Below are 26,515 nucleotides of genomic sequence, written 5' to 3'. Positions count from 1 at the left end.
TCTTTAACTCTTGCACCAGTTAGTAGAACAAAGTAACAATATTATCTTTGGAATACAATATTATTAACTTCCGTTCAAACGGTATATTAGTTGAACAACGCCAGAAGAAAACTTTCTTGTTTTAACCATTTTTAGATTTGTTCTCTGTTTTATGTCAATAAATAAAGGTTTTCCTTCTCCCAAAATAATTGGGTGAACAGATAATCTAAATTCATCAATAAGCCCTAAATTGATAAAAGTTGTAATAAGACTTGCTCCGCCATATAACCAGATGTCTTTGCCAGGCTTATTCTTTAATTTATTTACTTCTTCAATAATATTATCATTTATGAAAATTGTTTTATTTTCAGTCTGTTTTTGCTTTCTAGAAAACACATATTTTTCTTTACTATGAACTAATTCCCACATTTCTTTTTCCGTATCAGTTGCATCATTTTCTGGAGTATATTGTCCCCATAAATCGTAGCTTTTTCTTCCATATAAAATAGTATCAATTTCATTTAAAAAATTAATAAACCCCATCTCAGCGTCCATAATGCACCAATCAACTTCTCCATTTTTACCTTCAATTAAGCCATCTAAAGTAACCGCTAAATCTAAAATTATTCTTCTTGGTCTTACGTTATCGGACATAAATTCTTGCTCCTTTTTTATTAAGACATTGTTCCGCTAATATTTATTATCAACAGTATTAATTTCTAAATAAAGTTACTGGTGTTTATTAAATTAACTAGCCCCGTTACTTCAATAAAGAAAAGCGTCTCCACTTTGCGGAAACGCTTTTCTTTATTGAAGACATTTTCTTAATGATTGCCAGCCTTTATACCCTCAATTTGTTCTTATTCACAAAAATACCACCAATATATCTTTGGGATTCTATTCTTCAATAAGCATTAAAAATCCTTTCTAAAGTAACCAGTTCCGTTAGAGGAACAATAGATGGGGCTGCTCTTATTGTACAATCGCACCCATATTTAAATAAGAAAAAGGACACATATTCCACAATCGCTTGCTATTCAACTAAAACTTTCATTACTTTAATTACATAATTCCAATCTCTAACAGTTAAGTTAAATTGGCTTATTTTCCCTACCTATTAATCATAATTATAAATACTAGGACTACGATTAATAATGCTATTATTACTGACAGCCATCCAATCTTCACCCTACCTAATAAACGATCAATAATAAAGAATAAGATAGCAGAACCAAGACCAAAAACTTGTAATACTCCTCCACAGCAACAATGAATTATAAAGGAGGTAATTTCGCGAATATAAGCTCTTTTAGAGATCTTCCTACTAAGCCAGTCACTAAAAAAGGAAGCAATAACTCCGCACGTAATTACAAACATAAAGTTTAAAAAATATAAATTTAAATATAAATTAAAAAATCGGTTCACTTCAATGCCACCAAGTACTGAAAAAACAAGTGCAAATAACAAACTACTAAGAATAGCAGTTAATATTTTTCGCTTTAATATAATAGCAATTTCCCACTCTCTTATTTTGTTAGTAATAAACTAAAGCCTCCTTACAATATATTTCAAAATATTATATAAAACTTCTCCATCAATATCCATCTTTAGAAGAGGTTGTCAAAGCCGTTTATGGATTAAGTTAAAAATATTTTGTTCAACATTTATAACTCCTTCTTTGAAGTCTATATTTTTAGCAACGCTCCCGTTTGTTGAGGAATATGTTTTGTTTGCCCAATAACCCCCACACAGGTCGATAACATTCTCTAAAAAACATAGTAAAGTACTAGATATTGCAAACTAACATCCAACTATCCAAATAAGTTGCTGAGGACTTAAAATAAGCAACAGCAAACTACCCACGAACTACATTGCTGCTTGAATGATTTGAGTCACTGTTTCGGCAATTCCATTAGCTTTTATTAACTCTTCAGAAGTTACATAATGCGGAATCAATGTCATTCTTATCGGGATTGGCACATCCATCAGGAACCGCAACCAATGCAAATAGAAAAAAGATTAAATAATAGTTGGATGCTGTTATACCAAGTAAGATCATCCCTAGAAAAACAAGCAAAGTTGTCTAAATTGACTATTAGCTATTGGGAGATTTTAGATTAGATTGTTCATTTAAATGCCTTTCTCCATCAAAAAAGGATAAACATGGGGGGTGTAAGTTTATCTCAAATTGAAATCCCTTTGTACATACGTTTTATTACAATTAAAGCTTTGTTTTTAGGATATAGTTATTTCATCAATGGACTTAAGTAAAAAAGGATGTATCAATAATGAAGCTATTAAATAAATTATTTAACAAACAATTCAAGATAGATATAGAATTTTGTCAAAAAAATCTTGACATATTTCTAACAGAGGAAAACTATTCTGATTACGATTCTTTCTTACAATCAAAGTACATCAACTATAAAGAGTATGAGTGTCAAAGTCGATGTAAAGAATGTAAGCAGTCTCCATATGCGATAATCGATGGTCAGTTTATCTCAAAAGAAAATTCAAAGGAATTATTAGAAGCTCTTCAACAATTCATTGAACGTAAAAGGAAAGAATAGGCTGAACCTTAAATCTAGCTATCTGTTTGTTAAAGATTCCTCCATTATACCCTTACATAATAAAATAAGCCCTTTCTGTTTTAATGCAGAAGGACTTGAATATGGATTATAATGGATTTTATTTTTTGATTAATTCATCTCTATCAGGAGCCATAGGAGGCTGTTCTAGCCATCCATTTTTAATCATTATATTAGCCCCATCCTCAGCATACATAGCTATTTCAGCAGTTAGTCCTACATAATGCAGAGCTAAATCTTTTCTAGGACTCATCGCCATACTTGTACCATAAAATCCAATACTTAGAGCAATAAGGGATGTAGTATAGTACATCATAAGTTTATCTGAAAAAGTATAAGCTGTAGACTCAGTTACATCTGAATCCCATGACATAGGTACTGGAAGGTAATCCTTTCTAAGGATAGCTCCAAAAACTTCACAATGCTTTTTTGCAATTTCTACACCTCTAAATAAAAACTTAGCTACCTCTTTTGACTGTGCAACTTGACTAAATCCTATTAAGGTTGCAACTCCAAAAGCATTTCTTTGAAAATTAACATAGAGGTTTGTTATTTCTGTACCTAGTAATGGTCTCTTTTCCCCAAAAAAGCCTTTAAGGAAACTTTGTTTTTTAACAAAATCAATATCATCCGGTATAGGTAAATAAGGAGATCTGATATAAAGACCTTTAGATAATAAAAGCTCTTTTACATCCCTAAGAAAATTTATTAATTGTGAAATACATTCACTAAAATGACTGTAAACATCTGCCCTAACTGATACTGGCAGATGGATACTGTATCCTTGCAGAGCTATTTGTGATGCTTGATGGAGGTAATTCAAAAAATATGTGTCTGAATACAGCCTAGGAGCATTTACATTTACATCCTCATTTAGATTAAATCCATAAGGTATTGGGTATTTTTCTTTGTTGAAAATCTCAGTTAGTGTTTTAAGATTTCCTTGAGCAATTTCAAAAGCATGTTTGACTAATGCTTTAATCTCTTCATCCTCAACTATGGTTAAAAAGTATTTAAACTGACAAGCAATGGCAGTATCATTCATATAGGATGTCCAAAGAGCTGTTATCTCTGCTGATGTAAGCTGTACATGATTGCTTTCCTCCATAAATAAACCCCCATCTTACCAAACAATCCTTATATTTACAATTTTCCCTATTTTTCCTAACAATATGTAAATGAAAAAGCCTGCTGCTTTATACAGTAAGCTAAACAATTTACTTCCTAACCATTTCTGCCCGTTAGAGCTTACGTACAAATATTCACAATCTTATTAATTTTGGTTAGATTCTTTTGAGATAGCTTGCTCTACTAATAATTGATACAAATAAATAATGATTGCCATAAAAACAGACAAAATGAAAAAATGTTTAGGTCTCATTTTTTTAAACTCAAAAACCCCAACCTTGGTGAACAATTTTGCAATAGGAAATGAAAAGACTAAATCGATCATAATATTGGTTGCAAGATATTTAAAAAAGTTTCCGAAGGTTAATTTAAATACCCAAATGGTTGTAATAAAAAAAAGCCCAAGTAAATAAGAAATATCCAGCCGATTTTTTGGGAATAAAGGATTTTTAACCTTCCACCATTTATTATTGTCAGCGGTCTCACTTAAAAGTCCGAAAAAATAACCAATAAAAGTCGCAACTGGCATAAAGCGGATAAAAGTATTCTTACCAATTAAAGGGATTGTCAACCAAGGTATGACCAATGTGCAAAATGAAAGTGTTTTTCTCTTGTTTATCATATAGTCCTCCAACCGCTTGTTATAAATTTATTATCCATAATATGACACTTTTTATACTCATATAAAAGTTTACAAGCGATTCAAGTGGATCTTTCCGTTTTCTCGGTATTTTTATAAACAATTTATATGAAAAAGTACCTGGTAATAATGTAAGTAATTGACTAATATAATCAATAATGTACGAATTTGTACGCATCATCTAAATCTACTAGAATGTTGGTGTAAATATAATTGGACTTTATAAGAGTAGTAAAAGGCAAGAATAGCTGGAAGAGGTATTTATGTTCCTTGATTGTCATTATTTTATTTATTGTTGTTGGGGCGCTGCCTTATACCATCATTAGTGAATGGATTGTGAATACGGATGGAAACCCCCATACCTATTATGATAGTGTTAAAGAGGATTATGTGGGGATCAACCCGTTACTCTATTTTACCCTGATGAATTCACCATTTTTGTTTTGGCTTTTGGGGCTTTATGTCGCGATTCGATTTATTCATAAACGGAAATTCACATCGCTCATTACACCAAATAGAAAAATAGATTGGAAGAAAATAGGCTTTGGATTTATAACCTATTTTGTCATCTTAGCTCTGACTACGATCATTGATTTCCTGGTAAACCCTGGGGATTACTCCTTAAACGATGTCAAAGTTTCTGATTTTTTGATTTTATTTGTGCTGGTGCTGGTTTTAACTCCCATTCAAACGACCTGTGAGGAATTATTTTTCAGAGGATATCTCATGCAGATGATTGGAAAATGGATTCGTATTCCTTTTCTTTTATCTCTTATTGCAGGGTCCATATTTGGTGCCCTCCATTTCACCAATCCCGAAATGGGATACTCCCCTATATTGGTTGGAGCGGATTATTTGCTAACTGGATTTATTTGGTGTTATATCACAGCAAAAACGAACAGTGCTGAATTGTCGATCGGAGCGCACGCAGCAAATAATATGCTGTTGGGATGGTTCCTCACGATGAATGATTCTGCCTTAGGTGACCTTCCCTCTTTATTTGTTGTCACCAATATTAATCCGGCTGTCTCACTCATGTGGACAATTGTTTCTCTTGGCATTTTCTTATTTATTTCGTTGAGAAAATACAAATTGACGAGACTTAACTAAAGATGCCAGCCACCTTGCTATTTTTGCAAGGTAACTGACATCTTTTTTTAATGAAACGAAATTTTAAAAAATGGAAAATGAAGTTACAACACTCGATTGTCCAACTCCGCCATGTATCCATTTACAAAATACTCAATCGTTTCCAATTCCTCTTCATTTAACTCCCGGTTTAATTCTCGTGCAAATTCCAATTTTATTTGGTCTGCATTCCCATTACATTTTTCTATGTAATAGGCTGCCGCCTTTAGTAACTGCATTTCAGCGTTAAACTCATCCTTGGATATTGGCTTCGAATGGGAAAGGATATACGTCTCCGCATCAAACTGTTCGAGAATGGCTGTCAGTTCCTTTGTTCGTTTTGTTGTGTAGTTCGGTTTGGGAGAAAAAATATCTGGATAGATGCTATCGCCTAAAAATAATAATTTTTCTTCTTTAAGATAGATGACCACAGAATCTGCGGCATGGTCCCCGCCAACATGCTTTAACAAGCAAGTTACTCCACCAAGGTCAATCTCGAGTTCACCTTCAAATACAACTGTAGGGAGAGTGATTTGAATATCCCGATGATCCTTAAACTCCTTTTTTATACAGCTCGAACAAAATTCGATTTCTGTACCTTCCCTTACCCGCTCATCTAAAGCCTTATCCGTCCAAGATAAAGGGATTAGTTTTTCCATTTCTTGCTTTGTTGCTTTTGAAGAAATGGACACCGCTTCCGTTAAGGAAGAAAGTCCAAAAATATGGTCCCAATGCCAATGTGTTAACACAACCATATCCGGTTTTGCGACATTTTGTTCTCCCAGCATTTCTAAAAACAGTTGGGCATGGGCTTCTGAATTACCTGCATCAATCATTAATGTTTTTTCTTTTCCCACTACCATTCCTACTATCGGTCGATCGGTCTCCGATACTGGTGTCATATACCAAAAGGAATTTCCAATTTTGTTTATTGTTTGCATGGTACTCCCCCTTGTTCTTCATTCATCTATGTTTTATAATCCCTTTTTACACAATGATATATAACAAAATCATAGTAGATAAATTATTTCCTATAAAAATGGAATGGCATTGCAAATAGTCGCCTCAATAAATATCCTATCATGGAATGATATGATTTTTACTTGTTACGATTAGCTTTCGTGTTTTGGCTTCATATATTTTATAACTAATTTCAAACATATGGTCTTTTGTAACTGTTACCTCACAATAATATGGGATGGACTTTCCATAAGCATCAAGTTTAGGAATATCTTTAAAGGTAAACATTTCATCGGTATCTAGCATATTAATGTCCGCTTCAGAAGAACGACCTGATGAATCGATATCGATCACACATTTTCCACTTACGACATCATATTTTTTTAGCACTACATATTTCAGACTTGGGAGAGTAAACCCTAAAAGTAAAACACCAATACATAAGATTCCAAGGCATTTCATTATATTTAAGAATCGAAAGTCTGTCGTACCATACATAACCATTAAGGCAATTACAGCACCAATTGCAAATAAGGCTCCAAGTATGAGCATAAAATAATAAAAAAACATGTTATCACTTCCTCTAACTATTAAATCGAATGGAATATACTATTACTACTTCTCCCATTATACTTCCTCGTTATTTCAATAAGAAAGAGCTGTAAATCTTTTATAGAGATCATCTGTGGCATCCATTTCTTTTGTGACAGGTGTCCCCGCTTGTTCGTATAATAATTAATATGAACTTCCAATCAATAGCTAAGAAGGTGTGCTGGTATGAGGGTAAAATTATCCGAGCAACAAATCGCGGAAATAAAACGAATCATTCAAAAAGAACTTTTTATAAAAGGGCTCGAACCAACAGATGAATATCTATTTATCCATTGTTATTCGAAAATACATAAGGAAACAGTCTATTATCATCTGTTTAAAGAAAAGGATACGTTGATCATCCGCTGCTATGCACGCCTGTTTGACAACTTAGGTCTAAGCGAGATAGTCCGAGGCACGGCAAAAGATGTATTTTACTATGTAGTAAACCAAACCGGATTACAAATCACTATCTATATCGAAAACGGGAAAGAAATTACATGTTAGGTTACCCTCAATCGTTCACAAACGATGCAAACCAACTAGATGGTTACTATTCATCTGGTTGGTTTGAAAATAGATGTTTATTTCTCCACTTTGAATTTTTGTGAAGAATTGTACTTGAACTAACCTGCTTAGAAAAGTGGCGCCCCTTGACTTTAGTACGTCTTATTTAGTTTGTTGGATTTCGTAAAGTTTTATTAAGTTTTGTTGATACCTATTTGTCTTTTGAAAGTTTTAGAAGTTTAATCAAGCGAAATTGACAGTTTATGGCGAATATTATCAGAATATTTGTATTACTAGTTATTGTTTTCATATTTTCATAATGTTATCATCTTTATGGAAAGCGCTACCAGGGCTTTCCTATAAACAAAAAAAACTATATTTTAGGAGGAATTAGATGACTCAATTAACAGTAGTTTTAAAAGAAAAGGTTGAAAGGTTCCTAAGTGGGAAGAAAAAATTATTTATTAATGGTGAATTCGTGGAGAGTAAGTCACAAAAAACCTTCGATACATATAATCCAGCAACAGGTGAGGTATTAGCATGTGTTTATGAAGCAGGTGTAGAAGATATTGATTTGGCTGTTAAAGCTGCACGTAAAGCATTTGATGAAGGTCCATGGTCAAAAATGAGCGCTTCTACTAGGAGCCGGCTGATGTACAAGCTTGCTGATTTGATGGAGGAAAACAGTGAGGAACTAGCCCAGCTAGAGACTTTGGATAACGGCAAGCCGATCCGAGAAACAACCAATGCCGATATTCCTTTGGCAATCGAGCATATGCGATATTATGCAGGCTGGTCTACGAAGATTGTTGGACAGACAATTCCTGTCAATGGACCATTCTTAAACTATACACGTCACGAGGCTGTGGGCGTAGTTGGGCAAATTATCCCTTGGAATTTCCCACTATTGATGGCAATGTGGAAACTAGGAGCTGCTCTTGCAACTGGCTGTACCATTGTTCTAAAGCCAGCTGAGCAAACCCCACTATCAGCGCTCTACTTGGCTGAATTAATTCAGGAAGCCGGATTCCCAGCAGGTGTTGTCAACATCGTTCCTGGTTTTGGAGAAACGGCAGGTCAACCGCTTGTTGACCATCCTTTAGTTGATAAGATTGCTTTCACTGGTTCCACTGAAGTTGGAAAAATGATCATGGCCAATGCCTCTAAAACATTGAAGCGAGTGACACTTGAGCTTGGAGGAAAATCACCAAACATCATCCTTCCTGATGCTGATTTAACAAAGGCAGTTCCTGGTGCGCTTAACGGTGTTATGTTTAACCAAGGTCAGGTTTGCTGTGCAGGTTCACGCGTGTTCATTCAAAAGAAACACTTTGATAATGTAGTTGCAGATATGGCTACACATGCAAAATCGATTAGACAAGGTGCCGGACTTCATGCTGATACAGAAATTGGACCTCTTGTTTCAGTCGAGCAACAAAACCGTGTATTAGGTTATATTGAGAAAGGACTAAATGAAGGTGCACAGCTTGTGGTGGGCGGAAATAAGCCTCAGGAACAAGGTTACTTTGTTTCCCCTACTATTTTTGCAGATGTACGTGATGAAATGACGATTGCCAAAGAAGAAATCTTTGGACCTGTTATTTCTGCTATGCCATATGATGATTTAGATGAATTAATTAATCGTGCTAACAATAGCGAATATGGGTTGGCAGCAGGTGTGTGGACGCGCGATGTTGCTAATGCCCATTATATTGCAAACAAGCTCCGCGCTGGAACTGTTTGGGTAAACTGCTACAATGCATTTGATGCTGCTTCACCGTTTGGCGGATATAAGCAATCAGGTATTGGACGTGAAATGGGATCCTATGCCCTTAATAACTATACAGAGGTTAAGAGTGTCTGGATTTCAATGCAATAAAAATATTTATTAGTCACACTAAAAGAAGGTGCTGAATCCAGTAACCTTCTTTTTTATATCCTTATTATTAAAGCATCGCACCGTTATTGAAGCAGGAAAATTTATATTGTGCTAATCACACTTACAATATTTCGACCTATTTCACTAAAATAGGAACTTTCCCACACCGATTAGACTACTAATAATTCCTATTCCATTCATGGTGCCTTTTCCCGCTTTAAGTAAGCTTCCAAGGATGCCCGGCTGGCCATTACCATTACCATTGCTATTGTTATTCCCCCATCCCAGGGGATTTACATGTCCACCCCAGCCCCCAGGGTTTCCAAAACCGCCCCACTTCGCCTGCTGCCCACCGGCTTTAAAGCCAAAAGGATTGACGGACGGCGGCAGCAAAGCGGCGAGAGGTCCTTGTGCGAACATCCCCGCATGATTGACCTGCTTTGCCCAAGGGAAAAGCTGTTTTTGGAAATTGTAACCCGCATGGTTGGCTGATGGCGGCCAACCATGAGGCTGCCCTTGTGCGAACATCCCTGCATGGTTAATCGGCTGCGCCCATGGAGTAGAAGGCCCTTGAGACATAAAACCTGGATTTCCGGGAAAATGCGGCCAGTTGGCCGGCTGAACTTGTGACTCCCATAGTTTAGGATTGACCTGCTGCAGCCAATTTCCTTTGTGTTCTTGAGACATAACACCTGCATGTTTGGGAAGCTGCGGCCAATCGTCAGACTGTTCATGTGACTCCCAATCGTCATGATTGACCAGCGGCAACCAATTTCCGAGTTGTTTTTGAGACGTGGAACCTTCAGTGTCCGCCGTTTGCGACCATTTTGTTGGCTGCAACTTCACCTCCCAATCGTCATCATCCACCAGCGGCACCGATTTCCCGGTGTGTACATGGGGTGTTAAGCCCTTATGGTCGGCCGGTGTTGTCCAACTAGAAGAAGACTCTTGTACTAAACTCACCTGGCGGACGCTAGAAGTCCAATTATCTGGCATTTCCATATGATCAAAACCCTTTAAAACCCCAGGCCTCTTCCACCCAGCATGATAGACGTGACCACTCCAACCTTCGGGAATACCAAGACCCATTATTCCTCCAAGATTGGGTAATTGGGGCTGTGAATATAATGGTACTGAAATTTGGTTATGATATAGCTTTTCGCTCCCTCTTGAATTCACATACCAATACTGGTGCATAGCTTATTCTCCTCATTTTTAAAACGTAATGTTAGACTTAACCTATGTAATATTCCTATTTGTGGCTGGTTTAATAACTAGATCTACAAGCCCATATTTAAAAGAATGGGTTCATGGTTATAAAAAAAACAACTTTCTTTAAAGAAAGCTGCTCTATAACCTAGCCCTATTATTGAAAAAGGCACAATTCCTTTTCAAGAATTGTGCCCTCTAATGGAATAACATGACTGGCGTTTTTAAACCTCTTTTTTTGGAAAGGAAATGAAGTTTCATAAATTTTACCTTATAACTTGTGAACGAAATCAAACATACCTTGCTTCATGGGAGAAACTGAAGTCATCGCCTCCCTGTTTTTCTCTCGTTTCTTCTTCCTAACTTGCATTCCAGAAATATTTTCTTCCAATTCCTTCTTGATCATATTCACGATAAAAATGACAAAGAAAAATCCCAAAACTGGACCAAATACAGACCATGTTATAAGAACAAAATCGTGAAAATTTTGACCGATTAATCCTGCCCACTCATTTGATAACGTTGCTCTCTTTTCTGGTCGATCGAATCCCAGTACTCCCCCTCTATTTAGTCCTCCTAAAAAATAGCCAAAAATCCCTAGATGCATAGTAATCTGTAGGGTGCCAATATCTGCTGAACGAAAAATAATATCCCATAGGATCGAATGTATGGCATTAATTGTTTTCTAACGATATGCAATTTGCTGGCACCCATTAGTAAAGAGCTCTTCACAAAGGTTGTTCTCAGTAATTCGTCCATTAAATCTGCGGTAAATATCGTCACCGAAGGAAATCCAATGAACACTAAAATAATAATTTGATAGGTTACGATCGAAGAAATGGCAACATCAGTAAATCCACCGACAATTGGCAGCATCAAAATAATCCCAATCAAAACAGATGGTATATAACGAAAAATCAAAAAAAAGTCACTGAAATATTTTTTTAGAAATGGTGCCCACAGGGACAAAAAAATCCCAAAAACACCACCAAACAGCACTCTTAACAGCGCTACTCCAGAGGCTGTTATTAGAGTAAACTTAGCACCATATAATAGTAGTAAAAGGATATCTTTACCGTTTCGATCCGTTCCTATCCAAAAATGCTTAGAAGGTGGAAAAGGTGCTCTACCAATTACCTTTCCTTTGGAGTCAGTAATAAGTGTTAGTTGATTAAAATCCAAAGGGGCAAATTTAGTGTATAACAAACTAGCTAATAATAGCACGAGTAGGATGGCAGAGCCGATTATTGTTTTTTTGTAATTTCTCATATATTCAAATCTACCTTTCCCCGGATGAGTTTAGTTACGAACTAGCCTGCACTTCAATAATAAGGAGTGGAAACATAAACATCAGTAAACAGATGATAAGTGAAACAATATCTCCACCTCGGAATAGAATAAGTTCGAAAAATCTCGTAAAACCTGGAAGATTGAACATATATTCTACAAGATAAATAGTTGATAGGATTACCCAAACAATTGTCCTCAGCTGCAAAACAAAAAGTGGGAGAACATTCCAAAAAATATGTACCAGTAAAATTCTCATACGACTTAAACCTTTTGCCGTACCGAACAATGCATACAATTGTGTCTGCTCCTCCGCCAAAATTTTCACAAGAAATTGTGTTAATAAAAAAAGAGGCAGAAAGGATATAGTAACAATTGGAACAAAATATGGTCTAGCTCCGAAAACCCCATAGAGTTGCATTAACTTAACCCCAGTTGTCTTAAAGAGCATAATAACGAAAAATTGAATAAAGAAGATCATCAGTAAATCAGGTACTGCCTCAAAAAAATCAATCATCCTTTTTAAAACAGTCCTGATTCTACTTGGTGCCATCATAACCAAAATCGATAGGACAGTTGAAAGAATCATTACAACCAATAGACATCCTAGTAATATCTTCATTGTGTAGCTATAACTTTCAAATAAAGTTAATTCCCTTAAAAGATCGAAAGCCTGTGAATTCTTGATGTCTAACAATCGTTGAAAATCTGTTATTACTGAAGCCCAAAACGGTTCGAAGTTTACTAAAATCGTTGTTTTTCCTATGCCTAATAAAAATGGAAGATTAATAATAAATAGAAAACCTGCTAATATGAGTGCAAGCCTGATCGGCCATTCCAAAAAACGTTTTATTTCTTTTACCTCGTTTTAAATTATTTGTAAAATAATATCTTCTCCTTTTTTCTCCATTTTAGCATTATATTCTCAATAATCATTATTTTTATAGAACAAATTTATTGTCTAAAGAGTAAATATTCCTCAGATATATGTTTAGACAAATACACCTATTGTGTTAATGGGTGCGTTAGTTGAACAACAAAGAAAAAAGACATTCCTTTAGAATGCCCTTTTTAACAGATATTTTCTCTAGTAGCAATATCCTTCACAATTTCTTCTAAAGTAACATTTCTTAAAACCTTCTCCATTGCAAATTGTGCTGCTGTGAATACTTGTTCTATTGTATTCTGGATGTTCCTCCCTACAAGACAATCAGGATTTGGATTTTCATGTATGCTAAACAATTCTTTCTCCTGTACAACATTAACTGCCTTATAAACGTCAAACATGGTAATATCAGTTAATTCCTTTGCGAGTTTAGCTCCTGCAATACCTGGATGTACCTCGATCAAACCAGCTTTTTTTAGCATCCCCATTAGTTTTCTTATTACGGCTGGGTTCGTGTTAACACTTGAAGCTAAAAATTCAGAAGAGGTTATTCCTTCTTTATTTATTTCAATTAGAGTCAATATATGAATTCCGACAGCGAATCGGCTGCTGATGGACATGTTCAGTCACCACCCCTATTAACGATGCGTTATTTAATTTTATTTCTTCACCATGTAATTAATTTGATTACAAGTTTATTATACCAAATTACAACCAAAATAATAAATAGTATTCTACCTGTTGACAAATAGAGTACAAGTAACTAATATGAATACATGTAATCATATTAGTTACAGATTAAACTTAAATAACAGGAGGAACATAAAATGAAGATCGGAATTATTGGAGCAAGTGGTAAAGCAGGAAGTGTTATTTTAAAAGAGGCAGTTAGTCGAGGACACGAAGTGACAGCTATTATAAGAGATAAGTCAAAACTGAAAGACACGAATGTGGCGGTGATTGAAAGAAACATCTTAGACCTTACACAGGATGATATTACGCAGTTTGAAGTAGTAGTAAATGCTTTTGGTGCTCCACTTGGAGAAGAGCAATCACATGTGGATGCTGGGCATGCATTAATTGAGGCTTTAAAAGGAACTACTACAAGAGGTATCATTGTCGGTGGCGCTGGAAGCCTTTATGTCGATGAAAATAAAACGGTTCAGTTAATTGATACACCAGAATTCCCAGATATTGTGAAGCCAACAGCAAAAGGTCAAGGGCGAAATTTGCAAGAATTACAGACAACAACTGACGTTAAATGGACATTTATTAGTCCTTCTGCTGTATTTGATGCGGAAGGAAAAAGAACTGGAACGTATAAGTCAGGAAAAGATCATCTTCTTGTAAATTCAAAAGGTGAAAGCTATATCAGTTATGCCGATTACGCCATTGCAGTTTTAGATGAAATTGAACATCCACAGCACATAAACGAACGGTTTACTGTCGTTGGCGAATCAGAATAAGTAGTGACGGTGTAAAAAAGGTTTGAAAGCAACCATTTTTTAATCAGCATCATTCAACTTAGCTTAACCCGACCTTCTTCCCTTAAAAAGGTCGGGTTTGCAAAATAGGAATTATGCAATGCCAATTAAGCAGCTATTCCGTCTTTAAGAAAAACCGGTTTGTTTAAGTACCAACCTTCACCATCTGACATAAATTATTAATTAAAAAGAAAAAATTTTTGATACTCTTTCTCTAAAAAATGAATAGTTATGTTCAGCATCTATAATAATAGCAAACTCTGTACTCGTTACTTTCTCTTTTAACCTATCAAAGATGGCTTTATTTGAAGCTATAAATTCCTTATTTATGTTTTCAGTATATCCAGATTCTTTATCTCCACAGTCTAAGTAAATCTTTTCAATTAAAGACAAATCAGAATCCTTTATCAGCTTTTCAATTTCCTCTTGGTTCCGGTAAAAAGCAGAAGATAATACGAATATTTTTTTGAATACTTGAGGATAACGACACATAGCATATGTGGTAATAAGTCCCCCTAAAGAGATACCTGCCATTGCAGTATTGTCCTTTAAGGTACGGTATTTATTGTCTATAAATGGCTTTAGTTCATTCACAATAAAGTCAACATACTCCCTCCCTCTTCCCCCAGATGTACTAACGTATCCTAGTATTTTTTTGCAATATTCCCCATTTACCCAAGGACAATATTCATTTATTCGGTCATTTGTATTTTGGTCTATTCCCACAACAATAACTTCTATTTCATTTTTATCTAAGTAGTTTTCTAGTTCTAAAGATGCGCCACCAATCGCATCGTCATCATTAAAAATATTTTGTCCATCATGCATATATAGGACGGGGTATTTTTTACTTCCTTCGTTGTAATTCTTAGGTAAATAGACTCTTATCTGCCTATCTTGTTTGAAGGAAGTGATATATACAGGAAATATTTCTAACAAAATGATTCCCCCTTTGCGTTTACTCCTATATTTTTAAATTTACCATATAGTTCATCTATTACAATTCTTGAGTGTTAAACTAGCCTCCAAAAATGTAGATTGAGAAAACGATTTGCAGATCGTGAGTAATTTTAACCTCAGTGATCCCATACCTATACCGAACGCTTGGTAAAATTATTTTATTTAATTAAGGTTAAACTAACCCTAAAAGTTTAAAAGGAGTTTTGAAAATGCCATCCAATCTATATGCAAAAGAAAACACTCAAAATTTAGCTCAATTAAAAGATTTAGCATCTGAACAATTAAAAGCTTTTAATGATTTTAATGTTGCAGTATTTAAAGAAGGTGCTCTTACTGTAAGAGAGAAAGAAATCGTTGCTGTGGCAATTGCTCATATTACTCAGTGCCCGTATTGCATTGACTCTCATACTAAGAAAGCAAAAAGTGCAGGAGCTTCATTAGAAGAACTTGTTGAAGCTGTATTTGTTGCTACCGCTGTGGAAGCAGGTGGTGCGGTTACTCATAGTACGCATGTACATAACGCAAAAAATGTCGATGCATCAGATGTTCTATATGCTCGTTCCAATTTAAAAAATTTAAGCAAACTGGGTAAATTTGCTCCTGAGGGGTTCAAGAGATATTCAGCATTTAGTGCTGCCAGCACTAAAGAAGGAAGACTCACTGCTAAATTTAAAGAAATTATCGCAACTGCTTCTGGAGTAGCCAGTCAATGTCCATATTGCATCGATGTTCATACGAAAAAAGCCGAAAAACTCGGTGCTACAAGTGAAGAACTTGCTGAAGCGATCATGGTTACTTCCGCATTACGCGCAGGTGGTTGCTTTGCACACATGGCCAATATGATTCAAAGTTACCAAGACTGAGGGTATATAGTATTAAGTCTTCCAAAAAAGGAAACATACGAATAGCTAGAAAACTCATACACTCAAGGCTATCAGACGACATCAGTTCCGATATTATGGCAGCTATTCATATAGAAAAAGGACAGTTTTACCATTACCAACAGTATAATTTATATTAAAGATAAAAAAATAAAGAATAGACCTACTAACGAACGGTTAGTAGGTCTTTTTGAGTACTAATATTATATTTATTCACTGATTTGATTACTTCGATTTTAACAGCTGACTATTTACTAAACCAAACCGAATTACAAAACACAATCTATATCGAAAACGGGATAGAAATTAAATTTTAGGCTCAGTTAAATATAAAGATAGATTTTTATTTTAGTCTTAAGGAAGATCTAAGAAAAATAACCCTCATCAGGAATAGAATGAGGATTATCTAATCGAATCCAGTCACTTCTCTTAACCACAGAAACAAACTGCCCCAACTATGATTAACAAAATAAACAACACTACTATGAGAATAAAATCACCGCACCCATGTGTAGGAAAACACTCTGCATAAACAGGAGCCGCATAGGAGTAAGACAATGGCTGGGGAAGAGGAGTAATTGGTATGGCATTTGGCAAAGCATTTGGTATTGCATTCGGTATTGCATTCGGTATTGCATTTGGTATAGCATTATTCATTTTTTTAACACTTCCTTTCGAATGTAAGAAGTCCTATTATGACAGTACACTATATATTACACTCAGAGAGGAAATTGGAGCCCGTCTATATGATATATGGGCATGAAACAGTGAAGGTTACCTTTTGTAATGGAAGGACCATATAGTGGCAGGCGATGGATTTCAAATGAAGCTTTTTATTTCTAAATGAACAGTGTCAACATTGTGAAGAAATCAGTCTTATTGTATATCTTCTGTAGTAATACAAATATTCCCTTCAGCTATAAAAGGGGTTTAATTGCCGGACTGTGAACCAATTTATGTGCTATAAGATAAATGACAAAAAAGAATGGAAATGACAAAACCGAGTTCCACCCAGGATACTTATAGTAACCTAACCATAAGAAAAGTGGTTCGGCCAGAAATGCTGTCATGCCCGCAAAGATTAGCCCTTTAATGATTGAACTTACCTGAGGCTTGATTTGCAAAAAAAACATAATGGTAACTGGCATAAGTGCGAAATCCCATGCAATATAGTCTGGGATTAACGGAATTAATTTGTTATAGTACCGCCAAAGTCCTAGAGTTACCCCAACGTAATCCAGCCAAGAAGATATAAGCATTGCCCACAACCCACCCAACATTAAGCGGGTTGAACTTTCTTTATTCCGAAAAATAAACCATACAATCCATGGAACTATTGTTAAAAGCAATGTTGTCATCCACCCGAAAGAGAATAGAATATCCTTTTGCCAAATTCCGCTTAATCGAGAATGCGCAACATCAAGTGCTTTATATTGTTCATTTATTAATTTCTGTACATGATTGGAAGGATGTATCATTATTAGGGACTCCTTATTTTTTCCTTATAATTCCCTCTTTCCTTCTTATTATGATGTTAGCGTAGGGGGACTATTTATATCGGGAACGAGCATACCATACGTTATTTTAGGTTGGTTAATATTTCTGATAAGGCTAAAAGTTGCTCAACAAGGAAAAATGACCGCCGCAGCGATCATTTCCTAAAATCGATCTTTCACACAAACACCCAATCGTTCTAAGCTTTACACCGTTCACTTTATTTTAAATTTTCAATAGGCGTGAGTTTCTCTATTTAAGAAGAGTGAAACATCTACTATAAAGTGCGTGTAGTTTCCCCGTCAATTAACTTAAAATGAATATTTTCAGATGTTCCTTCTTCAATATGTTTTGGAACATCTGATAATTCGAGTAATTCCTTCAAATGGATAGACTTTTTACGATTAGCTTCTATCGTAATACTTTTCGGACCAGCTAGATTCATAAGTGACTCCATTCGGACTTCGTCTTCCATGAAAAAAGAATCTATAAATTCTAGTTCAAATGACACTGCCTTATTACTTCGATTATGTAATACAAGATTGCATTCCCCATTCAATAAGTCTTTATTCACAGACTCAAATTTGCACTTGCCATTCCCATCGTATGAAATTGCTGCAATGCCACTTGCTAACGTTTCTTGATATATCATAATTAGAAGATTGGGTAAAAGTCCATATACGATTACAACTACTATTATTGTTCGAAATTGATATTTCTTCATACCAATGACAAGTAAAATCATGGCGATTATAAACAAAACGGACCCAATTATCCCAAGGAAAATATAGCCATCTTGATTGCTAATTGGAAACGACATGAATGTAGAACGTGCTCCTACCATTATATTGTTAGGAAACGGGAAATATAAATACATACATTTACCTAAAATAATCACTGAACTAGTCAGTGCCAATTTACTTTTAACCATCGTAATCTCCTCTCTTTATCCCATGTAACTTTTATTTAAGGAAAGCACCCAGTCTGTTTAAGTACATATTTTCACAAACTAAAAACCTTGGTCACTTGTAATAATTTCAACTCCATTAGGGTCTACAATAGGTGATGAAATGAGGTTTTTTATTACCACTTGTTTGATTGTAACCACTTCTCCAACTTCGGAACTAATGTTAGATGCAGAATTACCGAATATAGAGTAAAGGTCGCTTTCTAATCCTGCTTTTTTTGTTGTTAATTTTAATTCCTGGATTTTTACCTGGTGGTTAAAGGCATCTACTGCATCTTCATTGGTTTGAAGTTCAATTCTAAAATTGTATGGTGTTGCAATAAAGGTTCGACGTTCCCCTTTATCAACCTCCCAATTCATTTTTGCTGCATTTTCACATAAATCACCTTGTTCTTCTTTTGAAACTAAAAAGCCAATATGGTCAAACATAATCTTCTTTCCAAAACCAAAAGTAATATTTACTGCCCCTTTTCTTGCCTCTATAATACGAAAAAGAATCTTTTTTTCACGAAAATCATTCCAATTTAATGGAGGATTAAAGGCCTGAAAATCGCCATTGTATTTTCCTATACGTTGAGAAATACGGAATCCATTTTCTAAATAAAATTTTTCTGTTTCTTCTACATAAGGGGTCCAAAAATGATAATGAAAAAGCATAAGGTCTCCTTTTTTAAAAAAATATTTTGATTATCTATTCGATACAAAAAATCAGAATTCCTTGTTGTACTAACATGCCAGGTTAGTGCAAGTGAAAAACATTATAATTTAAAATTTCTTTTTGCTTGTTATGCAAGATTATGGCCCTAAAATGGAAAAGGCATTTTCCTTATTGCAGGAAAACGCCCGATTTATGGAAGAGATCAATCAATCATTACTCCTCACCGTGGTTTAACACTATAATGTCTCATTGATTTTGGTATTCCTTTTAGTTCAAGGAATCGACTATATATTAAATACCGAATCCTATATTCTAAGAAGAAAGCGTTAATCACTTCATTTGTCCCTGATAACCAAAATGCCACTTATGCGACTGAGTTATGTTAATGCATGGGCTTTTCCCATGCGCCTTTGACCTCAACGCCGGTTTCCTTTGCCGCTTTTTCAAGTTCGAGGATTTCCTGGGCTGACAAATTTACCTCAGCAGCTTTAATAGCATCCTCAATATGGGAGATTTTCGTAACACCAATAATCGGTACTGTCCCTTTTGCAATGGACCAAGCAGTCGCAATTTGTGCAGTTGATGCATCATGTTTGCTGCCAATTTCTCTCATTACGTGGATTAAGCTTTCGATCTTGGCAAGTACGTCGGGACTAAATGCATCGCCTCTTCTGGTGCCACTTGGCATAGGATTTTTCGGATTGTATTTGTCCGTTAATGCACCTTGTTCCAATACCATATAAGAAAAGAAAACGATATGATTGTCATTGCAATAATCAATAATTCCGGCTTCTTCCGATGAACGATAAAGTAAGCTGTAATGATTTTGGACAGCAGAAATTTTTAGTCCTGCTTCCGCCAAGATGCTGGCTGCTAATTTAATTTCGTCGAGATTATGATTGGAAACCCCTACATGTTTTACTTTTCCGCTTTTCATTAAAGGGATCAATTTTGGGGTCCATCTTTGCACATCTGCCGGGCTGTGGATCCAATAAATATCAGCATGATCCACGCCGAGCCGGTTTAGGCTTCCGTTCAAGTGTTCCTCAACGGCGTTGTCATTGTCTCCTGCCATTTGTGGAGTGAATTTAGTGGAGATTAGCACATCCTCCCTGCCTTTAATGAAACTTCCCAAAATATTTTCTGAAGCGTTCATCCCATAAACAGCCGCTGTATCCCATAAATTAAATCCAGCATCCATCGCCGCGTCAAATATCGGCTTTAAGTCCGTTTCTGTCATATAATTTCCAAAAACAGCATCCCCACCGTTCGCACCTGTCCCCCAAGACCATGTACCAAGGGCAATCGGAGGGATTTTCTCATTTTGCAATTTGATATAATTCATAAAGTTTCACTCCTCTTAAAACTTGAATACTCTATTTATTTCCTCTTGCTAACGTGTTATTCACCTGATACTTGTTTACCCAACTATTTATTTATCAAAAATCAAACTGTCATCCAATCCGTTGTCTCTATCATTTTTCTATATAAAGATGTTTTAGATTATACCAAAATAGCAGAGTGATACATACAGGGACCGTCAGTACTTCTTGACTTCAATTCCCCTTCGTATACACATGCTTCATTTAGCTTAATTCCTTAAAATAACCAATCATAAATTCCCGGAAATCCCGAACGACCTTTGACGTATACCGCTCCGTTTTCCATGCCATTCCGATCGTTCGTTTACAGACAGGCTGTTCAATATGCAATGGAACCAATTTTTCGTAGTGTGAATAGCGAAGGGTATGTTCGGTTAAAAAGGATATCCCTAATCCCTCCTCTACATAGTGATGAATGGATCCTGGTTCTTCGAGTTCAAAGGCGATTTTTGGTGTGAATCCTGCTTTTTCACAAAAACCATCCGTTAGCATTCGGAATGGATTTGTCGGCTCTCTGTGAATAAATTGTTCATCTGCCACTTCCTTTAACTGAATGCTGTCCCTCTTAGCCAAATGATGGGTTTCCGGGACTACGATGAATACTTCATCTTCCATAAGATCAATCCAACTGATTCCTTCTTTCTCAATAGGAAAGTAAGTTACACATAAATCAATTTCCCCTTTTTCCAATTGTTCGACAAGTCGCAAAGGAGAATGCAAACTTACTTGAAAACTGACGAATGGATAGGTCTTACGAAATTGACTAATCATATTCGGCAATAAGGGGATATGCATGACCGAAAGGGAAATTTGGTTTCTGCTCTCTCCTGCGAGTTCCGCCATCTCTTGCTGGGCAGATTCTAATTCAGAAAAAGCCCGATCTACTCCTTTTAAAAAAATTTTCCCAAATTGATTGAGTTTAATATTCCTTCCCTCACGATCAAAAAGGGAAAAACCCAGCTCTTCCTCTAAACGAGAAATGGTTTGGCTTAGTGATGGCTGTGCAATCGTAAGCTCCTTGGCAGCCCTTGTCATATGTTCAAACTTGGCAACCGTTTGAAAATACCTTAATTGTAAGAAATCCATTTGTTCACCTCTATTGATAGTCCTTAACCTATTAGTAAATAGTAATATATATATTAGTCGTTATCAATAATTTGGAGTATGATTGAGGAAATCAATTATTTTGGAAGTCGAAATAAATTTTAACGGATAAGAAAGGTGTTTATATGGAGATTTGGAAAAGAAATTTATTTGTTTGTTGGTTCGGTTCATTTGTGACTGCCGCTGGGATGAGTCAAATCTCCCCTATGCTGCCACTATATATCGATCAGCTAGGGGTACACGCAACTACAGATATTGAAAAATGGTCTGGATTGATTTTTGGTTCAACTTTTTTAATCTCAGCCATTGTTTCACCTATATGGGGAAAACTTGCAGATAAAAAGGGCAGAAAACTCATGTTACTCCGTGCAAGCCTTGGTATGGCCATTGTCGTTTTTATGATGGCATTTGTCCAAAATGTTTATGAATTGCTCGCGTTACGGATGTTAATGGGAGCCGTTTCCGGTTACATTTCTGCAGCGGTTACATTAGTTGCAACCCAAACACCGAAGAAAAATTCAGGCTGGGCACTCGGAACACTTTCAACAGGCTCCGTCAGTGGCGGACTTCTAGGTCCTTTAATGGGAGGGTTCATTACAGAATTCTTTGGAATTCGAAGCTGTTTTGTGGTAACAAGCGTGTTATTGTTAATCGGCTTCATTGCCGTTCTTATTTTGGTAAAAGAAGAATTTACACCTGTTCATAAGACACCGTTAGCCTTCAGCCAAGTTTGGAAGCGAGTTCCTGATACGAGATTGCTTATTTCATTGTTTGCTAGCACCTTTATTTTGCAAATTGCCAATATGTCCATTCAGCCATTAATTACGGTTTATGTAAAAGAATTATCACCACATGCAGCCCATTTATCGATGATCGCAGGAATGGTGGTGGCTGCTGCCGGCTTTGCCAATATTATTGCTGCTCCACGATTAGGTAAGCTTGCTGACCGGATTGGTTCTAGAAAAATATTGATCGGAGCACTTATTGCTGCCGGAATTATCTTTATTCCTCAAGCATTTGTCAAAACACCATGGGAACTCATGGGACTGCGCTTCTGTCTTGGACTTGCTACAGCCGGATTATTGCCATCCATTAACAACCTTGTCCGAAAAAGTGCCCCAGATGATATTGTTGGTCGTATTTTCGGGTATAATCAATCTGCACAGTATATTGGTACGCTCGGAGGATCGGTATTAGGCGGGCAAATGGCCGCGTTCTATGGCATTCATTATGTGTTCTTTACTACAAGTGCTTTATTACTGCTAAATGCTTTATGGGTTTACAGTATTAATCCTATTGGTATTAGTAGAAGGAACATGTCACATAGTCATTAAGAAGCACACTGAAATTTCAGCGTGTTTCTTTTTTTCTATATTTATATTTAAATATCGACTTCATAAAATCCATCATTGTATAGGCATTCATATGCCGTTTATACTGAATGATAAGATATCTATCAAGACCAGCAACCAAAATAAAAAGGGAGTGATTATTTAATGAAACTTGATATCTACGTTAACTATCGAGGAGTCTGCGAACAGGCTTTTCGGTTCTATGAACAGCATATCGGAGGCAAAATCACATCGATGATGGCTTTCAACCAACTGCCAGATTCGACGAACGTTCCGAAAGGTCGGGAAAATGACATTTTGCATGCTACTATCGAGATTGGGGAAACGGTGCTTAGAGGAGCTGACATCCCTAACGCTGAACCAATAAGGAGTGTCTATCTGACACTCCGAGTTGACAGTGCAGAAGAGGCGGAGAGGCTTTATAGCTTGCTTTCTGAAGGTGGAGAAATCTTTATGCCCATGGAAGAAACCTTTTTTGCATTGCGTTATGCTCAACTGAGAGACAAATTTGGAACATCCTGGATGCTCCTGTGTGAACATCCGTCCACAGAAGCCTAGTCTATTCAAATGAAGTCCACAACCTTCGCTTCTTTGATTAACCTCTCCCGTTCGGCTGCTTTTTTAAGCAGCCGAACGTTTTTGTTAGAAATGCTACCCATACTTTGAAGACAGTTAGTGAAACAATTACAAACTCCCTGACAAGTGGTACTTATACATGAAATAATGAATCATTTTACTTTTGCTACTCCTAATGCAAAGTGGCTCCAAAGTATATCTTCTACTAATTCAGCTTGTGATTCTTTGCAATCAACTATTAAGATTACTTCAGAATGTTTTCCTTTTAAAACTCTTTTCTTTTTCTTTATAACCAATTCCATAAAAAGACGAATAGCAAATCCCAGAACAAATCCAACAAACGCACCTATCAGTCCACAATAAATCGGTCCCCAAGCTAATTTAAACCCAATACTTGCTCCAATAACAGAAAATGCAGTACCAATCCCCATTCCAATATCAATCAGGCTTGTTCCGTCTGACCGATGTAGGGTATCAAAAATTTTACGTTCTTCCGCTCTATTATCCAGAGGGACAGCAAATATACTATCTTTTTTGATCCCCTTATTTTCTAACGTAGAAATTGCGAGTTCTAAAAATCCAGTGGTTTCAAATGTTGAAAATAACTGCAAATCTATCACTTCACTTTTTGTCCTTTTAGAATTTTAAAACCCTCTGATTGATAATTCTCGATTAAATGATTCCTTAACTCTTTTTCAAATAGTTTGTTATTCTCAACTGTATTCATATACGAATCATAAGCTGCAAACCCATAGTGTGAAGGGATAAAAAGAAGCCATTCTGACTTTAAAACAGATGTTGCTTCCTTTACTTTTCCTAAAAACAAAAGTATAACAGCTTCTTGTGCATGAGAATAATAAAAAAACACCACTAACCATATGATTACAAAGAAAGCAGTTAAAATCCTATGTATATAAAGCTGCCCAAGCCCAGGGATAAACAACGACCACATAAGGGAAAGAATGGGATTTCGCTTATCTAAGTAGTTAATCTCTAACGATCCTAATGAAAATGAACTAAAACGATGTTCTTCTCGCTCGGTCAATAGATAGACCTTATTCATATCTACTGTTGTCCGGTAACTGTCCCAAATACCGAAAAGGTAAACAGGGATATACATAAGAAGCCATCTTGGATCTAATACCTCTTTTGCCATATCAATATTCCCCTGAAAGGAATACACCATGGAAGAATTAACATTTGATTTAACATTTACAACAACTTCCCAAATAAATAATGCATATCCTCTAAGATATTTAGATAATAGCAAATGCCCGAATCCAGGAAACGCAGCAGACCACCATGCGATGATGTAAGGATTTCTTAAATGCAATTGGGTTGTTCCTAAAATACTAACATGTGCTTTATACCGTCTGGCAGTATTATCATTTGTATAGTTGTTCATCTAATCCCCTTCAGAAATGATTTATTATATATTTCCTAATGTGGGATATATTTATTCAAGTCCTATTATGCGAACCTGCCCCGCTAACTCAATAAATGTTCTGTTCGATTTTTCTTTGGAGGTCATCTAGTTTTTTGAATTTTTTATCATAACTCTGGCGTTGAAGCAGATTATCCAGCCAATATTGTGCCTTTTGTTGATTTGCATTTTTGATAAACGTCTCGAATATCTTTTTAAAGTTTCCTCTGTACTTAAACTTTTCATTTTTCATTATTCCAATGCCTTATTAAAAAGATTAGAAGCCTTTTCATATCCCTTTGAAGAGGAATATAAAAGTCCAAGATATATTAGACCGCTTGAAGTTTCTTCTGCTAATTTTTCAATTTGTCCAAACAAAAAATTTCCTTACAGTGATTCTATTAAAAAGAGTTTCTAGTAACTACTTCTATCAAAATAAGATATAATGATAAAAAATGCATGAGGTGAAGATAAATTGGATTTTCAATCTGAGTCAGAACAACATAGTGAACAAGGCAATGACCAAGAATATAAAACAAGCGAATCTACTACTAGATTAGAAGCCGAACAGGAAATAGATGATAGCGGATTTCAAAAGTGGTTTAAGAATCGGAAAAATACAGGTCATGAGGCCAAAGGGAGAGGTAGCTCACCCTCTAGGTTCCGCTCGTCAAAAAAGAAAAAGAAATTGGAGCTGTCTTGGGTAAAACTTCTTTTTAAAATCATTGTAGTAGCCATTGTTTGTTACAACATCTACTATATGTTAGACTTTGCGAAAAATCCGTTTAGTGATTTTACAAAGATAGTATCTGTCGTTGTATTTCGTGCAGCAATAAATTTTATGGCCGTTTGGATCCTCTTTTATAAGAATCCAATTATCCGATTTTATCTTTCTTTAATGGCCATTATCGGATCATTTGCTTATTATTTCTATGTGAATTATCCGAATCTTACCTTTTTGGGGGATAACCTCATCCCTTCGATTCTTGTTCTTCTTTCCGTATTGATGGCGGTAAACCCTAAGGTAAATTACTATTTGAAAAGTATCATCTTACTATTGATCCCTATAGCAGGAATCTATTTTAACGGTAATAAATTTGCACTCGTGTGGACGCTCATGTTTAATGCCGGGTTAATTCTATTCTTTAGAGTGTCAAAGTCAAAAAAATCGAACAAAAATAAAACGGAAGACCAACCAAAAAGAAATAAAAGGCAAACTGCTTAATAACAGCTCTTTGTTAAAGACATAGTAAAGTTTGAGGATGATCCCTTCTTCCTCAAACTTTTTTGTCTGATAACAAATCTAAAACCGCCATAAACCTATTTGTACGATGATTTTTGCCAAACTTGATGAACCTTCTAAGCTAAATACGCTTCCTGCACTTGCTCATTGGAAATCAATAAAATATTAAAATAAGGCAGCTGATCAATTGTGATAGATTCCCCGTTTGT

30 protein-coding genes are annotated in these 26,515 nt (G+C 35.8%); 10 read left to right on the top strand and 20 right to left on the bottom strand.

Features of this window, described 5'->3' with window-relative positions:
* Nucleotides 1–63 precede the first annotated feature (63 nt).
* Nucleotides 64–633 (bottom strand): dihydrofolate reductase family protein, encoded by a 570-nt coding sequence (locus L1999_RS13265; RefSeq protein WP_235743974.1) that lies wholly within the window; start codon nt 631–633, stop codon nt 64–66.
* Nucleotides 634–2,267: 1,634 nt separating this feature from the next.
* On the opposite strand from L1999_RS13265, the gene L1999_RS13260 reads away from it, so the two are divergent.
* A complete protein-coding gene (locus tag L1999_RS13260; RefSeq protein ID WP_235743973.1) occupies nt 2,268–2,549 on the top strand; it encodes a DUF1450 domain-containing protein in 282 nt (93 codons plus the stop codon).
* Nucleotides 2,550–2,667: 118 nt separating this feature from the next.
* On the opposite strand, the gene L1999_RS13255 is transcribed toward L1999_RS13260, so the two are convergent.
* Both L1999_RS13255 and L1999_RS13250 read right to left on the bottom strand, forming a co-directional pair.
* Nucleotides 2,668–3,675: a DUF3231 family protein gene (locus tag L1999_RS13255; protein WP_235743972.1), complete on the bottom strand. Its 1,008-nt coding sequence runs from the start codon at nt 3,673–3,675 to the stop codon at nt 2,668–2,670.
* Between the two features lie 165 nt (nt 3,676–3,840).
* Nucleotides 3,841–4,317 (bottom strand): hypothetical protein, encoded by a 477-nt coding sequence (locus L1999_RS13250; protein ID WP_235743971.1) that lies wholly within the window; start codon nt 4,315–4,317, stop codon nt 3,841–3,843.
* Between the two features lie 231 nt (nt 4,318–4,548).
* Here L1999_RS13250 and L1999_RS13245 point away from each other — a divergent pair, with 231 nt between their 5' ends.
* Nucleotides 4,549–5,445: a CPBP family intramembrane glutamic endopeptidase gene (locus L1999_RS13245; protein WP_235743970.1), complete on the top strand. Its 897-nt coding sequence runs from the start codon at nt 4,549–4,551 to the stop codon at nt 5,443–5,445.
* Between the two features lie 83 nt (nt 5,446–5,528).
* On the opposite strand, the gene L1999_RS13240 is transcribed toward L1999_RS13245, so the two are convergent.
* Nucleotides 5,529–6,404 (bottom strand): MBL fold metallo-hydrolase, encoded by an 876-nt coding sequence (locus L1999_RS13240; protein ID WP_235743969.1) that lies wholly within the window; start codon nt 6,402–6,404, stop codon nt 5,529–5,531.
* A gap of 139 nt (nt 6,405–6,543) precedes the next feature.
* Nucleotides 6,544–6,993 carry a hypothetical protein gene (locus tag L1999_RS13235; protein ID WP_235743968.1) on the bottom strand — a complete coding sequence of 150 codons (450 nt, stop codon included), beginning with the start codon at nt 6,991–6,993 and terminating at the stop codon, nt 6,544–6,546.
* Nucleotides 6,994–7,200: 207 nt separating this feature from the next.
* Between L1999_RS13235 and L1999_RS13230 the strand changes: the two genes are divergently transcribed.
* Together L1999_RS13230 and L1999_RS13225 are read left to right on the top strand one after the other, a co-directional pair.
* Entirely contained in the window at nt 7,201–7,521 is a 321-nt protein-coding gene (locus tag L1999_RS13230) for a hypothetical protein (protein WP_235743967.1), read from the top strand.
* A gap of 394 nt (nt 7,522–7,915) precedes the next feature.
* The gene (locus L1999_RS13225) at nt 7,916–9,400 is read left to right on the top strand and encodes an aldehyde dehydrogenase family protein (RefSeq protein WP_235743966.1); all 1,485 of its coding nucleotides are present in this window, start codon (nt 7,916–7,918) and stop codon (nt 9,398–9,400) included.
* 144 nt (nt 9,401–9,544) lie between these two features.
* Here L1999_RS13225 and L1999_RS29855 read toward each other — a convergent pair whose 3' ends face one another.
* From L1999_RS29855 to L1999_RS13200, 5 genes are all read right to left on the bottom strand, one after another.
* Nucleotides 9,545–10,597: a hypothetical protein gene (locus L1999_RS29855; protein WP_430540019.1), complete on the bottom strand. Its 1,053-nt coding sequence runs from the start codon at nt 10,595–10,597 to the stop codon at nt 9,545–9,547.
* 283 nt (nt 10,598–10,880) lie between these two features.
* Nucleotides 10,881–11,216 carry a hypothetical protein gene (locus L1999_RS13215; RefSeq protein ID WP_235743965.1) on the bottom strand — a complete coding sequence of 112 codons (336 nt, stop codon included), beginning with the start codon at nt 11,214–11,216 and terminating at the stop codon, nt 10,881–10,883.
* Nucleotides 11,207–11,878 carry an ABC transporter permease subunit gene (locus L1999_RS13210; protein ID WP_235743964.1) on the bottom strand — a complete coding sequence of 224 codons (672 nt, stop codon included), beginning with the start codon at nt 11,876–11,878 and terminating at the stop codon, nt 11,207–11,209. The genes L1999_RS13215 and L1999_RS13210 overlap by 10 nt, the downstream gene beginning before the upstream one ends.
* Nucleotides 11,879–11,912: 34 nt before the next feature.
* The gene (locus L1999_RS13205) at nt 11,913–12,737 is read right to left on the bottom strand and encodes an ABC transporter permease family protein (protein ID WP_235743963.1); all 825 of its coding nucleotides are present in this window, start codon (nt 12,735–12,737) and stop codon (nt 11,913–11,915) included.
* Nucleotides 12,738–12,967: 230 nt separating this feature from the next.
* Nucleotides 12,968–13,402 carry an Rrf2 family transcriptional regulator gene (locus tag L1999_RS13200; RefSeq protein WP_235743962.1) on the bottom strand — a complete coding sequence of 145 codons (435 nt, stop codon included), beginning with the start codon at nt 13,400–13,402 and terminating at the stop codon, nt 12,968–12,970.
* A 207-nt stretch (nt 13,403–13,609) separates the two neighbouring features.
* Here L1999_RS13200 and L1999_RS13195 point away from each other — a divergent pair, with 207 nt between their 5' ends.
* Nucleotides 13,610–14,248, top strand: coding sequence for an NAD(P)-dependent oxidoreductase (locus tag L1999_RS13195; protein WP_235743961.1), 639 nt, complete (start codon nt 13,610–13,612; stop codon nt 14,246–14,248).
* Between the two features lie 201 nt (nt 14,249–14,449).
* Here L1999_RS13195 and L1999_RS13190 read toward each other — a convergent pair whose 3' ends face one another.
* Nucleotides 14,450–15,205: an alpha/beta hydrolase gene (locus tag L1999_RS13190; protein ID WP_235743960.1), complete on the bottom strand. Its 756-nt coding sequence runs from the start codon at nt 15,203–15,205 to the stop codon at nt 14,450–14,452.
* A gap of 230 nt (nt 15,206–15,435) precedes the next feature.
* Between L1999_RS13190 and L1999_RS13185 the strand changes: the two genes are divergently transcribed.
* On the top strand, nt 15,436–16,089 hold the full coding sequence (locus L1999_RS13185) for a carboxymuconolactone decarboxylase family protein (RefSeq protein ID WP_235743959.1): 654 nt from the start codon (nt 15,436–15,438) through the stop codon (nt 16,087–16,089).
* Between the two features lie 447 nt (nt 16,090–16,536).
* Here L1999_RS13185 and L1999_RS29605 read toward each other — a convergent pair whose 3' ends face one another.
* Complete coding sequence (locus L1999_RS29605; protein WP_275677613.1) at nt 16,537–16,764, bottom strand: YjcZ family sporulation protein; 228 nt, start codon at nt 16,762–16,764, stop codon at nt 16,537–16,539.
* Between L1999_RS29605 and L1999_RS13175 the strand changes: the two genes are divergently transcribed.
* Nucleotides 16,691–16,870: a hypothetical protein gene (locus tag L1999_RS13175; protein WP_235744508.1), complete on the top strand. Its 180-nt coding sequence runs from the start codon at nt 16,691–16,693 to the stop codon at nt 16,868–16,870. The genes L1999_RS29605 and L1999_RS13175 overlap by 74 nt on opposite strands.
* A 154-nt stretch (nt 16,871–17,024) precedes the next feature.
* Here the strand turns inward: L1999_RS13175 and L1999_RS13170 are convergent, their stop codons facing one another.
* From L1999_RS13170 to L1999_RS13145, 6 genes are all read right to left on the bottom strand, one after another.
* Nucleotides 17,025–17,585 carry a CBO0543 family protein gene (locus tag L1999_RS13170; RefSeq protein WP_235743958.1) on the bottom strand — a complete coding sequence of 187 codons (561 nt, stop codon included), beginning with the start codon at nt 17,583–17,585 and terminating at the stop codon, nt 17,025–17,027.
* Nucleotides 17,586–17,878: 293 nt separating this feature from the next.
* Entirely contained in the window at nt 17,879–18,421 is a 543-nt protein-coding gene (locus tag L1999_RS13165) for a hypothetical protein (RefSeq protein ID WP_235743957.1), read from the bottom strand.
* Nucleotides 18,422–18,610: 189 nt separating this feature from the next.
* Nucleotides 18,611–19,225 carry a hypothetical protein gene (locus L1999_RS13160; protein ID WP_235743956.1) on the bottom strand — a complete coding sequence of 205 codons (615 nt, stop codon included), beginning with the start codon at nt 19,223–19,225 and terminating at the stop codon, nt 18,611–18,613.
* A gap of 221 nt (nt 19,226–19,446) precedes the next feature.
* Nucleotides 19,447–19,560: a DUF3658 domain-containing protein gene (locus L1999_RS13155; protein WP_235744340.1), complete on the bottom strand. Its 114-nt coding sequence runs from the start codon at nt 19,558–19,560 to the stop codon at nt 19,447–19,449.
* A gap of 48 nt (nt 19,561–19,608) precedes the next feature.
* A complete protein-coding gene (locus tag L1999_RS13150) occupies nt 19,609–20,571 on the bottom strand; it encodes an aldo/keto reductase (protein WP_235743955.1) in 963 nt (320 codons plus the stop codon).
* Between the two features lie 241 nt (nt 20,572–20,812).
* Nucleotides 20,813–21,694 (bottom strand): LysR family transcriptional regulator, encoded by an 882-nt coding sequence (locus tag L1999_RS13145; RefSeq protein ID WP_235743954.1) that lies wholly within the window; start codon nt 21,692–21,694, stop codon nt 20,813–20,815.
* Nucleotides 21,695–21,837: 143 nt separating this feature from the next.
* Between L1999_RS13145 and L1999_RS13140 the strand changes: the two genes are divergently transcribed.
* Both L1999_RS13140 and L1999_RS13135 read left to right on the top strand, forming a co-directional pair.
* The gene (locus tag L1999_RS13140) at nt 21,838–23,046 is read left to right on the top strand and encodes a multidrug efflux MFS transporter (RefSeq protein WP_235743953.1); all 1,209 of its coding nucleotides are present in this window, start codon (nt 21,838–21,840) and stop codon (nt 23,044–23,046) included.
* 162 nt (nt 23,047–23,208) lie between these two features.
* Nucleotides 23,209–23,622 (top strand): VOC family protein, encoded by a 414-nt coding sequence (locus L1999_RS13135; protein ID WP_235743952.1) that lies wholly within the window; start codon nt 23,209–23,211, stop codon nt 23,620–23,622.
* 170 nt (nt 23,623–23,792) lie between these two features.
* Here the strand turns inward: L1999_RS13135 and L1999_RS13130 are convergent, their stop codons facing one another.
* A complete protein-coding gene (locus L1999_RS13130) occupies nt 23,793–24,251 on the bottom strand; it encodes a hypothetical protein (RefSeq protein ID WP_235743951.1) in 459 nt (152 codons plus the stop codon).
* A gap of 5 nt (nt 24,252–24,256) precedes the next feature.
* Nucleotides 24,257–25,045 (bottom strand): hypothetical protein, encoded by a 789-nt coding sequence (locus tag L1999_RS13125; RefSeq protein WP_235743950.1) that lies wholly within the window; start codon nt 25,043–25,045, stop codon nt 24,257–24,259.
* Nucleotides 25,046–25,538: 493 nt separating this feature from the next.
* Here L1999_RS13125 and L1999_RS13120 point away from each other — a divergent pair, with 493 nt between their 5' ends.
* Entirely contained in the window at nt 25,539–26,288 is a 750-nt protein-coding gene (locus tag L1999_RS13120; RefSeq protein WP_235743949.1) for a hypothetical protein, read from the top strand.
* Nucleotides 26,289–26,515: the final 227 nt, after the last annotated feature.

This window comes from Neobacillus drentensis (assembly GCF_021560175.1).
GTDB classification, from domain to species: Bacteria; Bacillota; Bacilli; order Bacillales; family Cytobacillaceae; genus Neobacillus; species Neobacillus drentensis_A.
This window is presented reverse-complemented; position numbering and strand designations above follow the sequence as displayed.

Coding starts and splice junctions, on each gene's coding strand:
- L1999_RS13265 (WP_235743974.1), bottom strand. CDS start 633: ATGTCCGATAACGTAAGACCAAGAAGAATAATTTTAGATTTAGCGGTT.
- L1999_RS13260 (WP_235743973.1), top strand. CDS start 2,268: ATGAAGCTATTAAATAAATTATTTAACAAACAATTCAAGATAGATATA.
- L1999_RS13255 (WP_235743972.1), bottom strand. CDS start 3,675: ATGGAGGAAAGCAATCATGTACAGCTTACATCAGCAGAGATAACAGCT.
- L1999_RS13250 (WP_235743971.1), bottom strand. CDS start 4,317: ATGATAAACAAGAGAAAAACACTTTCATTTTGCACATTGGTCATACCT.
- L1999_RS13240 (WP_235743969.1), bottom strand. CDS start 6,404: ATGCAAACAATAAACAAAATTGGAAATTCCTTTTGGTATATGACACCA.
- L1999_RS13235 (WP_235743968.1), bottom strand. CDS start 6,993: ATGTTTTTTTATTATTTTATGCTCATACTTGGAGCCTTATTTGCAATT.
- L1999_RS13230 (WP_235743967.1), top strand. CDS start 7,201: ATGAGGGTAAAATTATCCGAGCAACAAATCGCGGAAATAAAACGAATC.
- L1999_RS13225 (WP_235743966.1), top strand. CDS start 7,916: ATGACTCAATTAACAGTAGTTTTAAAAGAAAAGGTTGAAAGGTTCCTA.
- L1999_RS29855 (WP_430540019.1), bottom strand. CDS start 10,597: ATGCACCAGTATTGGTATGTGAATTCAAGAGGGAGCGAAAAGCTATAT.
- L1999_RS13215 (WP_235743965.1), bottom strand. CDS start 11,216: ATGCATCTAGGGATTTTTGGCTATTTTTTAGGAGGACTAAATAGAGGG.
- L1999_RS13210 (WP_235743964.1), bottom strand. CDS start 11,878: ATGAGAAATTACAAAAAAACAATAATCGGCTCTGCCATCCTACTCGTG.
- L1999_RS13200 (WP_235743962.1), bottom strand. CDS start 13,402: ATGTCCATCAGCAGCCGATTCGCTGTCGGAATTCATATATTGACTCTA.
- L1999_RS13195 (WP_235743961.1), top strand. CDS start 13,610: ATGAAGATCGGAATTATTGGAGCAAGTGGTAAAGCAGGAAGTGTTATT.
- L1999_RS13185 (WP_235743959.1), top strand. CDS start 15,436: ATGCCATCCAATCTATATGCAAAAGAAAACACTCAAAATTTAGCTCAA.
- L1999_RS13175 (WP_235744508.1), top strand. CDS start 16,691: ATGGCATTTGGCAAAGCATTTGGTATTGCATTCGGTATTGCATTCGGT.
- L1999_RS29605 (WP_275677613.1), bottom strand. CDS start 16,764: ATGAATAATGCTATACCAAATGCAATACCGAATGCAATACCGAATGCA.
- L1999_RS13170 (WP_235743958.1), bottom strand. CDS start 17,585: ATGATACATCCTTCCAATCATGTACAGAAATTAATAAATGAACAATAT.
- L1999_RS13165 (WP_235743957.1), bottom strand. CDS start 18,421: ATGTCGTTTCCAATTAGCAATCAAGATGGCTATATTTTCCTTGGGATA.
- L1999_RS13160 (WP_235743956.1), bottom strand. CDS start 19,225: ATGCTTTTTCATTATCATTTTTGGACCCCTTATGTAGAAGAAACAGAA.
- L1999_RS13150 (WP_235743955.1), bottom strand. CDS start 20,571: ATGAATTATATCAAATTGCAAAATGAGAAAATCCCTCCGATTGCCCTT.
- L1999_RS13145 (WP_235743954.1), bottom strand. CDS start 21,694: ATGGATTTCTTACAATTAAGGTATTTTCAAACGGTTGCCAAGTTTGAA.
- L1999_RS13140 (WP_235743953.1), top strand. CDS start 21,838: ATGGAGATTTGGAAAAGAAATTTATTTGTTTGTTGGTTCGGTTCATTT.
- L1999_RS13135 (WP_235743952.1), top strand. CDS start 23,209: ATGAAACTTGATATCTACGTTAACTATCGAGGAGTCTGCGAACAGGCT.
- L1999_RS13125 (WP_235743950.1), bottom strand. CDS start 25,045: ATGAACAACTATACAAATGATAATACTGCCAGACGGTATAAAGCACAT.